This window comes from Caballeronia sp. INML2, assembly GCF_023631365.1.
Lineage (GTDB): Bacteria > Pseudomonadota > Gammaproteobacteria > Burkholderiales > Burkholderiaceae > Caballeronia > Caballeronia turbans.
This window is the reverse complement of record NZ_JALQDH010000049.1, coordinates 22,627-36,689: the sequence shown is the minus strand read 5'-3', so window position 1 is coordinate 36,689 and position 14,063 is coordinate 22,627. Positions and strand designations below refer to the sequence as shown.

General features: G+C 64.0%; 15 protein-coding genes. 11 read left to right on the top strand and 4 right to left on the bottom strand.

Annotation, left to right across the window (positions count from 1 at the left end; translation table 11 throughout):
* Positions 1 to 30: 30 nt before the first annotated feature.
* Positions 31 to 969 (bottom strand): LysR family transcriptional regulator, encoded by a 939-nt coding sequence (locus NCT32_RS17960; protein ID WP_061115670.1) that lies wholly within the window; start codon positions 967 to 969, stop codon positions 31 to 33.
* Between the two features lie 132 nt (positions 970 to 1,101).
* Here NCT32_RS17960 and NCT32_RS17955 point away from each other — a divergent pair, with 132 nt between their 5' ends.
* The 10 genes from NCT32_RS17955 (at position 1,102) to NCT32_RS17910 (ending at position 8,986) form a co-directional block, all read left to right on the top strand.
* Positions 1,102 to 1,947, top strand: a complete 846-nt coding sequence (locus tag NCT32_RS17955) for a fumarylacetoacetate hydrolase family protein (RefSeq protein ID WP_061115671.1) — start codon at positions 1,102 to 1,104, stop codon at positions 1,945 to 1,947.
* Positions 1,944 to 2,687: an SDR family NAD(P)-dependent oxidoreductase gene (locus NCT32_RS17950; protein WP_061115672.1), complete on the top strand. Its 744-nt coding sequence runs from the start codon at positions 1,944 to 1,946 to the stop codon at positions 2,685 to 2,687. The genes NCT32_RS17955 and NCT32_RS17950 overlap by 4 nt, the downstream gene beginning before the upstream one ends.
* Before the next feature lie 519 nt (positions 2,688 to 3,206).
* The gene (locus NCT32_RS17945; RefSeq protein ID WP_061115673.1) at positions 3,207 to 4,301 is read left to right on the top strand and encodes a calcium:proton antiporter; all 1,095 of its coding nucleotides are present in this window, start codon (positions 3,207 to 3,209) and stop codon (positions 4,299 to 4,301) included.
* A 103-nt stretch (positions 4,302 to 4,404) separates the two neighbouring features.
* Positions 4,405 to 5,193, top strand: a complete 789-nt coding sequence (locus tag NCT32_RS17940; protein ID WP_061115674.1) for an ABC transporter substrate-binding protein — start codon at positions 4,405 to 4,407, stop codon at positions 5,191 to 5,193.
* 74 nt (positions 5,194 to 5,267) lie between these two features.
* Entirely contained in the window at positions 5,268 to 6,389 is a 1,122-nt protein-coding gene (locus tag NCT32_RS17935) for a succinylglutamate desuccinylase/aspartoacylase family protein (protein WP_061115675.1), read from the top strand.
* A gap of 59 nt (positions 6,390 to 6,448) precedes the next feature.
* Positions 6,449 to 6,910, top strand: a complete 462-nt coding sequence (locus NCT32_RS17930; protein WP_061115676.1) for an RbsD/FucU family protein — start codon at positions 6,449 to 6,451, stop codon at positions 6,908 to 6,910.
* Between the two features lie 114 nt (positions 6,911 to 7,024).
* Positions 7,025 to 7,174, top strand: a complete 150-nt coding sequence (locus NCT32_RS17925; protein ID WP_250490467.1) for a hypothetical protein — start codon at positions 7,025 to 7,027, stop codon at positions 7,172 to 7,174.
* A 140-nt stretch (positions 7,175 to 7,314) separates the two neighbouring features.
* Positions 7,315 to 7,638: a helix-turn-helix transcriptional regulator gene (locus tag NCT32_RS17920; protein WP_250477435.1), complete on the top strand. Its 324-nt coding sequence runs from the start codon at positions 7,315 to 7,317 to the stop codon at positions 7,636 to 7,638.
* Positions 7,631 to 8,068, top strand: a complete 438-nt coding sequence (locus tag NCT32_RS17915) for an SRPBCC family protein (protein WP_061115677.1) — start codon at positions 7,631 to 7,633, stop codon at positions 8,066 to 8,068. Before NCT32_RS17920 ends, NCT32_RS17915 begins: the two co-directional genes overlap by 8 nt.
* 195 nt (positions 8,069 to 8,263) lie before the next feature.
* Entirely contained in the window at positions 8,264 to 8,986 is a 723-nt protein-coding gene (locus tag NCT32_RS17910; RefSeq protein ID WP_250477434.1) for a hypothetical protein, read from the top strand.
* Between the two features lie 84 nt (positions 8,987 to 9,070).
* Here NCT32_RS17910 and NCT32_RS17905 read toward each other — a convergent pair whose 3' ends face one another.
* The 3 genes from NCT32_RS17905 to NCT32_RS17895 form a co-directional block, all read right to left on the bottom strand.
* Positions 9,071 to 10,477, bottom strand: a complete 1,407-nt coding sequence (locus NCT32_RS17905; RefSeq protein ID WP_061115679.1) for an NCS2 family permease — start codon at positions 10,475 to 10,477, stop codon at positions 9,071 to 9,073.
* A gap of 333 nt (positions 10,478 to 10,810) precedes the next feature.
* A complete protein-coding gene (gene ggt, locus NCT32_RS17900; protein WP_409219296.1) occupies positions 10,811 to 12,478 on the bottom strand; it encodes a gamma-glutamyltransferase in 1,668 nt (555 codons plus the stop codon).
* A gap of 141 nt (positions 12,479 to 12,619) precedes the next feature.
* A complete protein-coding gene (locus NCT32_RS17895; RefSeq protein ID WP_061115681.1) occupies positions 12,620 to 13,381 on the bottom strand; it encodes an SDR family NAD(P)-dependent oxidoreductase in 762 nt (253 codons plus the stop codon).
* Between the two features lie 206 nt (positions 13,382 to 13,587).
* Between NCT32_RS17895 and NCT32_RS17890 the strand changes: the two genes are divergently transcribed.
* Positions 13,588 to 14,055 carry a VOC family protein gene (locus NCT32_RS17890; RefSeq protein ID WP_061115682.1) on the top strand — a complete coding sequence of 156 codons (468 nt, stop codon included), beginning with the start codon at positions 13,588 to 13,590 and terminating at the stop codon, positions 14,053 to 14,055.
* Positions 14,056 to 14,063: the final 8 nt, after the last annotated feature.

Sequence of the window (14,063 nt, the reverse complement as noted above, 5' to 3'; positions counted from 1 at the left end):
GACAGAAATGCAAAGGCGCGGACGGGCACATCACCCGTCCGCGTTTTTTACGCGCGTCAGTTCTTCGATGACGAGGCGCGCGGGCGCCGGCAGCGTCGCGCCTTTCCTCGTCACGACGCCATACGGCTCCGTGCGCGATCGCACGGCGATTGCGAGCCGCCTTGCAAGTCCGTGATCGGCGAGAAAGCTCGCCATATCGAGCGGCATCATCGCGACGAGCGTGGGGTCGCGTTGCAGCAACAGGACGGTGGTGATGGTCGATGCCGTCTCGATCGGATGCAACGGCAGCGGCAGGCCCGCTTCCTTGAACTCGCGCTCGCAGAGGCTGCGGATCGGCATGATGGCCGGATAGACGATCCATCGGCTGGACGCCAGTTCGCTCAGTTCGACTCGCGGCGCATCGACGAGCGCATGCGCGACGCCCGCGACGATCGCGAGCGGCTCATCTCGCAATTCGACGTAGTGATATTGATCCGGCTGGCGCGCGACGCTCGCCCGGCAGATCGCGACATCCAGTCTGCCCTGATCGAGCAGGGCCAGAAGCCGGGCGCTCGTGTCTTCGACCACTTCGACGGTAAGCAGAGGCTGACGCTCGCGCAGGCGCGCGAGCGCATCGACGAGCACGCCCGAGACCGCACCCGTGATCGCGCCGATCGCGAGCCGCCCGCCCGTGCCTTGCAGAATCCCCGCCATTTCCTCGCGCAGGTGCGCAACGTCCATGTGAATCAGCCGCGCATAGCGGATCACGCAGCGACCGAGTTCGTTGGGCTGGATGCCTTGCGGCGAACGCGTAAAGAGCGTTGCGCCCAGCGTGGCTTCGATTTCGCGCAGCGACTTCGTGGCGCCTGGCTGCGTGAGCGCCATTTCGTCGGCGGCGCGATGAAGCGATCCATGATCGTCGAGGGCGATCAGGAGGCGCAGTTGCTTGAGCCGCAGGCGCGCGGCGATGGAATCGGCATTCGGCAGCATGGCTGAGAGCGGCTAGGGGGCTACGAGAAGATAACTGAAAGTTATCACCCAGGCAGCAGCTTTCATTATCCAGGCGTGAGCCGCTTCTCTACATTGTGGGCTTCTGTCCAACCGTCAAGGAAACACCGACTCATGAAGCTGCTTAGATACGGCGCGCCCGGCCGGGAAAAGCCCGGCATTCTCGATTCCAGCGGCGCGATCCGCGACCTGTCCGGCGTAATCGGCGATATTGCGGGCGACGCGCTGCTGCCCGAATCGCTCGCGCGCCTCGCGAAGCTCAATGTGTCGACGCTGCCGGTCGTGCCTTCGGGCGAGCGCATCGGCCCGTGCGTCGGGCGCATCGGCAAGTTCATCTGCATCGGGCTGAACTATGCCGATCATGCGGCGGAATCGAATCTGCCCGTGCCCACCGAGCCGGTCGTGTTCAACAAGTGGCTGTCGGCGGTCGTCGGCCCCAACGACGACGTGCGCATTCCGCGCGGCTCGAAGAAGACCGACTGGGAAGTGGAACTGGGCGTCGTGATTGGCAAAGGCGGCGCATACATCGAGGAAGCCGATGCGATGAGCCACGTCGCCGGTTATTGCGTGATCAACGACGTGTCCGAGCGCGAGTATCAGATCGAGCGCGGCGGCACCTGGGACAAGGGCAAGGGCTGCGACACGTTCGGCCCGATCGGGCCGTGGCTCGTCACCGCCGACGAAGTGCCCGATCCGCATAAGCTGCCGCTCTGGCTCGAAGTCGATGGCAAGCGCTATCAGAACGGCAACACCAGCACGATGATCTTCAAGGTCGGCGAAATCGTGTCCTATCTGTCGCGCTTCATGAGCCTGCAACCGGGCGATGTCATCTCGACGGGCACGCCGCCGGGCGTCGGCATGGGACAGAAGCCCGAAGCGGTCTATCTGCGCGCCGGGCAGACCATGCGCCTTGGCATCGAAGGGCTCGGCGAACAACGGCAACGGACGGTCGACGCATGAACCAGTACGACTTCACGAATCGCGCGGCCGTGGTGACGGGCGGCGCGCAAGGCATCGGCTACGCGGTGGCGGAGCGTCTGCGAGAAGGCGGCGCACGCGTCGCGCTGTGGGACCGCGATGAAGGCGCGCTGTCCGAGGCGCGGGTCTGTCTGGGCGATGTAGAGACCATGCACGTCGATCTGACCGATCGCGATGCGGTCGCCAACGCCACTTCGCGCACGCTGGATCGCTTCGGCAAGATCGACGTCCTCGTGCACAGCGCAGGCATCGCGGGCGCGAACGCGACGGTCGCCGACTACGCGCCGGAAGAATGGTCGCGCGTGATCGACGTCGATCTGAACGCCGCGTTTCACGTCAATCAGGCAGTCGTCAGGACGATGATCGCGCGCGGCTACGGACGCATCGTCAATATCGCGTCGATTGCGGGCAAGGAGGGCAATCCGAACGCATCGGCGTACAGCGCGGCGAAAGCGGGCGTGATCGCATTGACGAAGAGTCTCGGCAAGGAAACCGCGGGCCTCGATATCGCGGTGAACGCCGTGACGCCGGCCGCCGCGCGCACGAAGATTTTCGATCAGATGAAGCAGGAGCATATCGACTACATGTTGTCGAAGATTCCGCGCGGGCGCTTCGTCGAAGTGAAGGAGATCGCGGCGATGGTTGCATTCCTGGCGTCGTCGGAAAATTCGTTCACGACGGGCGCGGTGTTCGACTTGTCCGGAGGACGCGCGACTTACTGATAGCGGATAGCGTCGCACCCGACACAAGATCGAAGGCACGTGGATTGCATAGCCGCGCCGCGCGACTTCGCTCCGGTCCACCGCGAAGTGTTCGGGCGCTTCGTGCCGCTTTTCGTCGCGTGCTTCGTGTTCTCGTAGTCAGAAGGGCGACGAACTCGTTCGCCGCCCTTTGGTTCGATCACATCTCTTTCCCGCAACGCCTCCCGCAAGGCGGCGTGACCGACGGCGAGGCGCACGGCCGCAATCGGCACCTCCGCCGGTTCGCGCGCTGTCCGGCGGGCGTGCCGGCGCGAGGAGCAAGTCTCTCGAGTTTCCCGGCATAACCGACCGTGCACACGGGCGAACGCGCCACGCCGCGTTTTCGCTATCATGCCGATGGGTCTGCGGCCCCTTGTCACGGCAGTCACTTCGCACGCCCGGCGCCCGAGCGGGTCCGATTCATTCGGCGCGATTTGCAGACCTTGCGGCCACATCGCATTGAGCCGACGATCCCATTCACCCGATCCGCCCGGAGCGCCGATGAAACTCAAGCTGGACTGGACCCTCGCCACCCCGATTCTCGCGCTCGTCGTGCTGGCCGCCGCCGCGTTCATCCACAGCACCGTGATGATCGTGCTCGCGGCGATTGCGCTCGCGTTCGCCGTGTTCGCGGCCGTGCATCACGCGGAAGTGGTGGCGCACCGCGTCGGCGAGCCGTTCGGCACGCTGGTGCTCGCCATCGCGGTCACGGTGATCGAGGTCGCGCTGATCGTCTCGGTGATGCTCTCCGGCGGCCCCGAAAAAGCCGGACTGCCCCGCGATACCGTGTTCGCCGCGATCATGATCTGCAGTGGCGCGATCGTCGGCTTGTGTCTGCTGATCGGCGGCTTGCGGCATCACGTTCAGGACTTTCAACTGCAGGGCGCGGCGGCCGCGCTCGCGATTCTCTGCGCGCTTTCCGTGCTCACGCTCGTTTTGCCGAATTTCACGAGCACGGTCGTCGGTCCTGCGCTGTCCACATCGCAACTGATTTTCGTCGGCGTGATCTCGCTCGTGCTGTATGTGACGTTCGTGTTCGTGCAGACGATCCGCCATCGCGATTACTTCCTGCCGTTCACCCCGCCCGTCGCCGCCGGCGCGCACGACGAAGACGACGCGCCGCACGCGCCCCCGCCGAGCAACGGCGAGGCGTGGCTTGCGCTCGGTTTTCTGATGTTGTCGCTCGTGTCGGTGGTCGGCCTCGCGAAGCTTCTTTCGCCGGCGGTCGAGGCGGGCGTCGCGGCGGCGGGCGCGCCCGAAGCCGTGGTCGGCATCGTGATCGCCGCGCTCGTGCTCCTGCCCGAAGGCCTGGCCGCCGTGCGCGCGGCACGCCTGAACCGGCTGCAGACGAGCCTGAATCTCGCGCTCGGCTCGGCGCTCGCGAGCATCGGCCTGACGATTCCGACGGTCGCGGTCGTGTCCATCGTCATCGGCCAGCCGATTTCGCTCGGGCTCGCGCCCAAGGAAATCGTCATGCTGGCGCTGACGCTGCTCGTGTCCGTCATCACGCTCGGCACCGGGCGCTCGACGGTCCTGCAAGGCGTCGTGCATCTCGTGATATTTGCGACTTTCCTGTTTCTTTCGGTCGTGCCTTGACCGGCGTCGTGCGGCCAATCGTGTGCTTTTGTTACCATTCACGGTTTTTCGCGCGTTCGCGCGCGATGGTTCGCCGTCTCATCGAAAGTCCAGAAGGAAAAGCATGTCATTCAAGAAGTCCGCATCATTGGCGGTGCTGGCCGCACTCGCCGCTGTGTCATTCTCGGCGCACGCCAAAGAGATCACGCAAATCCGCTTCGCCGTCGATCCCTCCTATCCCCCGTTCGAATCCAAGCAGGCCGACGGCAAACTCGCCGGTTTCGACATCGACCTCGGCAATGCGCTTTGCGCGCAGATGAAGGTCAAGTGCGTGTGGGTCGAAAACAATTTCGACGGCATGATTCCCGGCCTGAAGGCCCGCAAGTTCGACGCCGTCTTGTCCGACATGGGCATCACCGAAGAGCGCCTCAAGCAGATCGATTTCACCGAGCCGCTCTACGACACTCACGCGCAACTCGTCGCGCGCGCCGGCTCGGGCATTCTGCCGACGCCTCAATCGCTCAAGGGCAAGCGCGTGGGCGTCGAGCAGGGCACGGTGCAGGAGCGTTACGCGAAGGTGAAGTGGGAGCCGCAGGGCGTGACGGTCGTGCCGTACGGCGATCAGGAACAGGTCGAGGCGGATCTCGTCGCGGGCCGTATCGACGCAATGTTTACCGACGCCGCGCAAGCCGCCATCGGCTTTCTGAAGAAGCCGCAAGGCAAGCCGTTCGCGCTCGTCGGGCCGATCGTGGAGGATAAGGCGATCATCGGTCCGGGCACGGCCATCGGGCTGCGCAAGGGCGACGCCGATCTGAAGAACGGCCTGAACAACGCGTTCGTCGAAATCAGGAAGAACGGCACGTTCAAGCGCATCATGGCGAAGTACTTCGAGACGGATATCTCGATCCACTAATCGCCGTCCGACGCATTCGACCGCAAAGGCATCGCTCGCGATGCCTTTTCTTTTCGACGAGAGAACTTTCGCAGATGCAGATTCATCACCATCCGCTCGTCGGTGCGTCGCTGGGCACCGGGCGGGCGATCACGAGCTATCGGTTCGGTCCGCAGGACGGCGATTTGCCCAAGGTTTATATCCAGGCGTCGCTGCATGCGGACGAATTGCCCGGCATGGTCGTCGCGTGGATTCTCAAGCAGCACTTTGCCGGATTGGAAGCCGCGGGACGTCTGGGTGCGCGCGTGGTGCTCGTGCCGGTCGCGAATCCGGCGGGCCTGAATCAGCACTGGTTCGGCGCGCAGATGGGCCGCTTCGAGATGCGCTCGGGTCAGGACTTCAACCGGCGCTTTCCCGAGTTCGGCGCCGGACTCGCGTTGCAACTGAAAGACCGTCTCGCCGATGACGAAGCGCACAACGCGCGCGTGATCCGCGCGGCGCTTTCCGATGCGCTCGCGGCGCGCCGGCCCGCGACCGAACTGGAGTCGCAGCGCCTCGAACTGATGAAGCTCGCGTGCGATGCGGATCTCGTCATCGACCTTCATTGCGACTGGGAAGCCGTTGCGCATCTTTATACGACGCCTGACGCGTGGCCCGCGATCGAGCCGCTCGCGCGCTATCTCGGCAGCGAGGCGCAGTTGCTCGCGGACGTGTCGGGCGGCGAGCCGTTCGACGAGGCGTGCACGGCGGCGTGGCGCTATCTGCGCGGCGCGTTCGAAGATCGTTTCCCGATTCCGATGGCCACGCGCTCCGTCACGCTCGAACTGCGCGGCGTGCGCGACGTGTCGCACGACATGGCTGCGCGCGATGCTCAGGCCATCGTCGATTATCTGACGCATATCGGCATGATCGCGGGCGAGGCGCAGGAACCGCCGCCGCTGCGTCATCGCGCGACCCCACTCGCCGGATGCGAATACGTGCACGCGCCGGTGTCGGGCGTCATTCTGCATCGGCGGGATATCGGCGAGACGGTGCGCGCGGGCGACGTCATCGCCGACGTGCTCGACCCGCTCGATGACCGGCTCGTGCCGCTCGTCGCGCAGACCGAGGGCGTGCTGTACGCGCGGCACTGGACACGTTTCGCGACGGCGGGAATGCTGGTCGCGCGCATCGCGGGCGACGGCGCGGCGCGGCAGGGCGACTTGCTCGTGCCCTAGCGGCGCGGCGGCGCGTACCATAAATCGACTGGGCCTAACGTCATGGAGAACAAGAAAACATGCTGAAGAATATCGATCCGCTGCTCAACGCCGACATCCTGCACGCGCTTTGCGCGATGGGCCACGGCGACGAGGTCGTGATCTGCGACGCCAACTTTCCCGCCGATTCGGTCGCTCGTCAGACCGTGCTCGGCCGCGTGCTGCGGCTCGATGGCGTTGGCGCGCCGCGCGCGGTGCAGGCGGTGCTCTCGGTGCTGCCGCTCGATACCTTCGTCGATCATCCCGCCGAGCGGATGGAAGTCGTCGGCGACGCGGCCGCGCTGCCCGCCGTGCAACGCGAGGCCCAGCGCGAGATCGACGTCGCCGAAGGTCGCGCCGTGCCGTTTGCGTCGGTCGAGCGCTTCGCGTTTTACGAGCGCGCGAAGAAGGCGTATTGCGTGATCGCCACCGGCGAGACGCGCGGCTACGGCTGCTTCATTTTCAAGAAAGGCGTGCAACTCGCGCCGGACGTGCCGCAGTAAGTCTGACCGGCGACCTAGGGGATACCCTGTTGCATTTTTGTGAAATTGTTGCAATGCAGCGTAAACGGCGTATAGTTAGGGTTATTCCCTAGCTACTTACCCTGAGAGCCGCTCATGAAAACCACTGCACAACAATCCCCGCTCGTTTCGTTCGGTTCCTGGCTGCGCGCGTCGAAGGCTGCGGTGCGTCGCGAGTGGAACCGTGCGCTGCAACTGCATCTGCAAAACTGCGAGATTCTCGTCGAATCCTATCGCCGCAAGTAAGCACCGCGCGACTGCATCCCGGTCAGAGCATCGAACAACGCCCCGGAAGCGCAAGGCTTCCGGGGCGTTGTTGCATTCGGGCCGCTGCTTTATCGAACGAAGCCGCTTGACATGCAACCAAATGGTTGCATAATGCGCTCATGGATGACGATTCGGTTTTTCGCGCACTCGCGGACGCCAGCCGCAGGCAACTACTCGACAGGCTTCATCAAGCTAATGGGCAGACGCTCGGCGAACTATGCGATGGCCTTCGCATGACACGACAGGCCGTGTCGAAGCATCTGGCGATACTCGAGGCCGCGAATCTTGTGTCGACGCAGCGTCACGGCCGCGAGAAGCGTCATTTCCTCAATCCGGTGCCGATCCACGAGATCGCGCAACGCTGGATCAGCAAGTTCGAGCGTCCGCGCCTGGACGCTCTGTCCGACCTCAAACGCACGCTTGAAGGAGACGATCATGAGTAGCGACACCTTTGTATATGTGACCTACATCCGCACGACGCCCGATAAATTATGGGAAGCATTGACGACGCCGGAACATATAAAACGTTATTGGTTCGGCATGCACCAGGAATCCGACTGGCAGGCCGGTTCGTCATGGAAGATGCTGTTCTCCGACGGGCGCGTCGCGGACGCGGGCGAAGTGCTCGAAGCCGAGCCGGGCAAACGCCTCGTGCTCAAATGGCGCAACGAGTTTCGCGAGGATCTGAAGGACGCGGGCTATTCGCGCTGCACTTACGAACTGGAGCAGCAGGGCGATGCGGTCAAACTCACCATTACGCACGTGAGCGACAGCAAACCGTTCATCGAGGCCGTGTCGGGCGGGTGGCCAAAGATTCTGTCGAATCTCAAGTCGTTGCTGGAGACGGGGCAAGTGGCGCTCGTCGACAAGTAGAAGCGCCCGAGCAACGCGTGCTGGCGGCCCGTGTCGCCAGCGCGCAGGTAATTCGAAAATTTACAGAAAGCCTGGATCGTGAGGATTCCTCTCAGAGATAATCGTACCGGTTCGCGCGAGCGGACGGTCTCGACTCCATGCCGCCGCGCCACGTGGTCGGCATGACAAAAAATCTCGAATAAGAGGGCGCACACGATGTACTTCATAAGCAAGCTGGAGAACGGCTATTTGCAACTCGTCAGAATCATCTTTCTGGTGCTCGCGACACTGGCGTTGATCGTCGCGGTCGTGGCTGGCGTGCCGGCCGCGATGAATTACAAAGCGAAGGCAGTGGCCGTACCTTCGGATATCTCAGTCAGCGCGTCGGCGTTCCATCTGGAAAACGCAGAACCAGCCGCCGATCAGCATGAAACCGACGCCGCGCCGACAGACCCGGCGGAAAAGGAAAGAGCCGCGCTCGTCGACGGCGTGCATACCGTCCTGCTCAAGCATGGAAAGCGTCTCGTGGGGACCGGATTCGCCTTGGAGAAGAGCGACCTGCAAGGACTCGTCGGTTCATGGATGGACAATCCCGATCGCGGCGCAAACTTCGGGAAAGCGGAAACGAAGTATCTGGACGACGTGCTGTCGCGGGCCGACGTGGGCAAGAAAGTCAACGGCTCGCAAGACCAATTCTTCTCGGTGGTCAGTTCGGCCATCACGCAGTTCAGTTCCGAGTGGGAGACGCAACACGCCGCCATCGCGTTGAAAAAGACCGCGGCGGAGGAAGAGGCTTCCGAAAAGCGTATTTCGGCGCTTCAGTCGCTCAGCGTAGTCGCCGGTGCGACAGCCCTGTTCATTACGCTGGTGCTTTCGCTGATCATGTTCCGTGTCGATCGCAGCATTCGCAAGATGGCCGGCACGCGCGTCGCTGGCTGACGGGCCCGCGGGCTTCAGAGAAAAAACGGCGCGCTGTCCTTTCGGACAGCGCGCCGTTTGCGTTTCAAACGATGCAGCCAGCGTTCAGATCGCCCAGCCGCCGAGATAGAACACCGCGAGCACGACCGCAATCGCCACGGTGCCGACATTCAGCTTGCGCCACTCACCCGCGACGATGCGCCCGATCACGAGCGTGGTGAAGCCGAGCATGATGCCCGTCACGATATTCGCCGACAGCACGATGTACACCGCGCAGACGAGGCCCGACATCGTGTCGACGGTATCCTCGAAATGCAGCTTGCTGACATTGCCGAGCATCAACAGACCGACGTACATGAGCGCGGGCGCCGTCGCATAGGAGGGCACGAGCGCGGCGAGCGGCGAGAGGAACATCACCACGAGGAACAACACGCCGACGACCGTGGCCGCGAGGCCCGTCTTCGCGCCTGCCGCGACGCCCACCGACGATTCGATGTATGCCGCCGCCGGCGCGCCGCCGAAGCACGCGGAGAAGATCGAGCTGAGCGAATCGGCGGTCAGCGCGCGGCCGCCGTTGACGATGCGACCGTTCTTGTCGATCTGGCCCGCCTGGCCGGCCACGGCGCGGATCGTGCCGGTCGCGTCGAACACGGCGGTCATCACGAGCGCCAGCACGCTCGGCAGCACGGCCATCGACAATGCACCCTTGATGTCCATCGCGCCGATCAGCGAGGCATGGCCCGGCGCCGACAGCGACGGCAGCGCGAAGATGCCGTGAAAGCGCACGGACGGATCGAAGATCAGGCCGATTGCCGACAGACCGACCACGACGAGCAGGATGCCGCCCGGCACGCGCCGGCGCTCCAGACCGAAGATCGCGGCGAGACCGGCGACCGACATCAGCACCGGAAACGCCGTGATATGCCCGAGCGAAACCGGCATGCCGGGCGCGGGATTCTTGATGATCAGGCCGACATCGTTCGACGCGATCAGCAGCAGAAACAGGCCAATGCCGATGCCCGTGCCGTGCGCGACGCCCGTCGGCAGATTGCGCAGGATCCACGAGCGCACGCCGGTGACGGAGATCGCCGTGAACACGACGCCCATCAGGAACACCGCGCCGAGCGCGATCGCCGGCGGGAGTCCCTTGCCGAGCACGAGGCCGAAGGCCGTGAACGCGGTCAGCGAGATCGCGCAGCCGATGGCGATCGGCAGGCGCGCCCAGACGCCCATCAGGAGCGAGCCGAATGCGGTGGTGAGACACACGGCGACGAACACCGCGCTCGTGTCGAAACCCGCCTTGCCGAGCATGCCCGGCACGACGAACACGGAGTAGACCATCGCGAGGAACGTCGTGACGCCCGCCACGACCTCACGCTTTTCCGTGCTGCCGGTTTGCGAAATGCCGAAGTAGCGATCGAGAAATCCGCCGCTCGCGGCCTGCTCGCTTTCGTCTCGTTCCGTGGAGGTGATATCGATGTCGCCAAGCTGCTGGGCGGGGGATTCCATCATGAGCTGCTCCTTTATCAGCACGCTGAAACGGCAACCGTGCGCCGCGCTCGTGGCGGGGCGGGCACTGCGGGGCCATCGTCAGGGTCGTCTCGTATGTAGTTCTGGATGATGCCGAGTGACGTGCGCTTGCGGCTGCACTCGGTCAGGACAGAGACTAGGGGAACAGAACGCGGGGTCCAATCCCATGAAAAACATGCCGGTCATGCCGAGGGGCTTATATGCCCGGAATCGCTCGCGGGGCGGGGCTTTGGCAAGACCGGCACGACGCCGGACTAGGGCAAACGCTAGTCCGGCGCGGTCCGCTATTTTACTTGCTCGCCGTTGTGCGGCGCATTACTGGATGACGCGCGACACGCCGCGTCCGCGCGGGTCGGACATCGGCTCGGGCTTGTCGCCGTCTATGCGGATCGCCTGAATGTCGCCGTTGAAGCCTTGCATCGTGAACTTGTAGCCCTTCTCCTCGAGCTGCTTGATGACCTCCGGATCGAGCTGATGGAACGGCTCCTGAAAGATCGTGTTCGGCGGCAGCAGCTGATGATGGAAGCGCGTCGCGCCCACGGCTTCGGCGAGCGGCATGTTGAAGTCGTAGACGTTGGTGATGACCTGGAAGATCGACGTGAAGATGCGCGATCCACCCGGCGTGCCGATCACCATCGCGACCTTGTCGTCCTTCGTGAGGATGGTCGGCGTCATCGACGAAAGCGGGCGTTTCTTCGGCGCGATGGAGTTCGCATCGCTTCCGACGACACCGAACATGTTCGGCACGCCCGGCTTCGACGCGAAGTCGTCCATTTCGTCGTTGAGCACGACGCCCGTGCCTTCCGCGACCACGCCCGAGCCGAAGTAGCCGTTGATCGTGTAGGTGTTGGATACCGCGTTGCCCCACTTGTCGACCACCGAGAAGTGCGTCGTCTCCGCTTTCTCGGGCATCGACGTGCCGAGTCCCGGCTGGACGCTCTTCGTGTCCGAAGGCGTATCGGGATTCACTTCCTGCGCGCGCTTCAGGATGTAGTCGTCGTTGATGAGCTGCGCGACCGGCACCTTGTAGAAATCGGGATCGCCGAGATATTGCGCGCGGTCCGCGAAGACGCGCTTTTCGATTTCGGAGACGAGGTGAATGTACTGCGCGGAATCGAGCGGCACGTCCTGAAACTTGTCCTTGATATCGGCCTTCATCTTCAGCAACTGCACGAGGCCGACGCCGCCCGAACTCGGCGGCGGCGCGGTGATCACGCGATAGCCGTTCCAGCTCGCGGTGATCGGCTGACGCCACACGGCCTTGTAGTCCTTCAGGTCGCGCGCGGTGATGAGGCCGTGGCCTTCCATCGACCGGGCGATCAGGTTGGCGGTCTCGCCTTCGTAAAAGCCTTTCGCGCCTTTGTCGGAGATGCGCTGCAGCGTCTTCGCGAGGTCGGGCTGCTTGAACACCTGGCCCGCCTTCATGCCGCCGAAGTAGAGGTCGAAGTTGGTCTTGCCGGCGAAATCCTTCGAGGCGTCGTCGCGGCGCTTGATCAATTGATCGTCGACTTCGAAGCCGTCCTGCGCGTACCTGATGGCGGGCGCGAGCACCTGCTTCCACTTCAGCTTGCCGAAGCGCTTCTGCGCTTCCCACATGCCGTCGACCGTGCCGGGCACACCGACCGCGCGGTGCCCGTAGAGACTCATGCCCTTGATGACCTCGCCCTTGTCGTCGAGGTACATGTTGCGCGTGGCGGCAAGCGGCGCGCGCTCGCGGTAGTCGAGAAAGTACGGGCGATGATCGACGTAGAGCGTCATGAAGCCGCCGCCGCCGATATTGCCCGCCTCCGGATACGTCACGGCGAGCGTGAAGGCGATGGCGACGGCTGCATCGACCGCATTGCCGCCCTGCTTGAAGATCTGCTCGGCGGTGTCGGCGGCGTATTTGTCCGCGACGGCGACCGCCGACGCGGTCAGAACGGCCGGCTGGTTGTCGGCGGTTTTCGCATAGGCCGGCGCTGTCTCGACGAAACCCGCCGTCATGAGCGCCGACGCGACGATGGCGCCGAGCGCGAGGGACCGGATGCGCGGTTCTTTTTTCAAAAGCATCTCCTGTATTTCTCCTTTATTGCATGCGACGAAAGAGCAGACGTTTTATATACCACGAGCGCCGCGGTGCGACGATCAGGGCATCAGCTGCCCGCCGTTTACGTCGATGATCTGCCCCGTCACATAGCGCGACATCGCCTCGGACGCGAGGTAGAGGAACGCGCCGCTGCAATCGTCGGGCTCGCCGATGAAGCCCATCGGAATCGACTTGCGGAACGATTCGAGCTGCTCGGGCGTCGTGAAGCGTTCCTGGAACGGCGTCTGAATCACGCCCGGCGCCACCGCGTTCACGCGGATGCGGTCAGGCATCAGTTCCTTCGCCATGCCTTTCGTGATCGTGCTGACAAAGCCTTTCGATGCCGCATAGAGCAGCGCGCCGGGGCCGCCGCCGTTGCGCGCCGCCACCGACGTCACGTTGATGATCGACCCGCCGCCGCCCGAGCGCAGCGACGGCAGCGCCGCGCGCGTGAACGCGACCACCGAGCGTGCGTTGATGTGCATGATCTCGTCGAAGAGTTCGTCGCTCGCGGATGCGATCGGCTCGCGCTTCACGAGGCTGCCCGCATTGTTGATGAGCACGTCGATCTTGCCGAAGGTATCGACGACTTGCGCGACGGCGGCGTCGATTGCCTTCGAGTCGCGTACGTCCGCGCCGACCGTGATGGCCGTGACGCCGAGCGCGCGCACGTCCTTCGCGACTTCCTCGGCCTTGTCCTTCGAACTGTTGTAGTGCACCGCGACATTCGCGCCATACTGCGCGAACGCCCTTGCTGCCGCCGCGCCGATGCCGGTGCTCGCGCCGGTAATGAGGATCGTTTTGCCTTTCAGATCGTGCATGAGTGCTCCGTGTGGATGGGGTTTGAAGCGACTACGACAAGCAAGAGTATGAAGCGAAGCGCGAATGCGCGTTCGAGGCGAGGCCGCCGGAATTGGCCCACAGCATGCCCGAGACGCGGAGCCGGATCAAGGCCGGGCACCATCGGCGGTGCATGCGTGTCGAAGCAGACGCGGGCAGGGCGTCCGCGACATTCCAGGAGAGTGACATGGCCTCGCAAGTCGATCCGATTCCACATGACCGTCGTGGCGTGATTCCCTACATGGCGGTAGCGGGCTGCGCCAGCGCCATCGACTTCTACACGAAAGTGTTCGGCGCGACCGAAACGTTCAGGATCGAGCAGCCGGACGGACGTATCGGACATGCGGAGTTGATAATCGGCGGCAACGTCATCTACCTGTGCGACGAGTTTCCCGATCACGGGACGATCGGGCCGCTCTCGGTCGGCGGCACGCCCGTGATGCTGCATCTCTACGTGACGGACGTCGACGCGGTCGCGCAACGCGCCACCGACGAAGGCGCGACGATCCTGCGCCCGGTCGAAGACCAGTTCTACGGCGACCGCGGTGGCAAGCTGCGCGATCCGTTCGGGCACGTCTGGTGGATCGCGACTCACATCGAGGATGTCTCCGCCGGGCAGATGCGCGAGCGCGCGCGAAAACTGCTCGGCGGCTGAACGGCGCG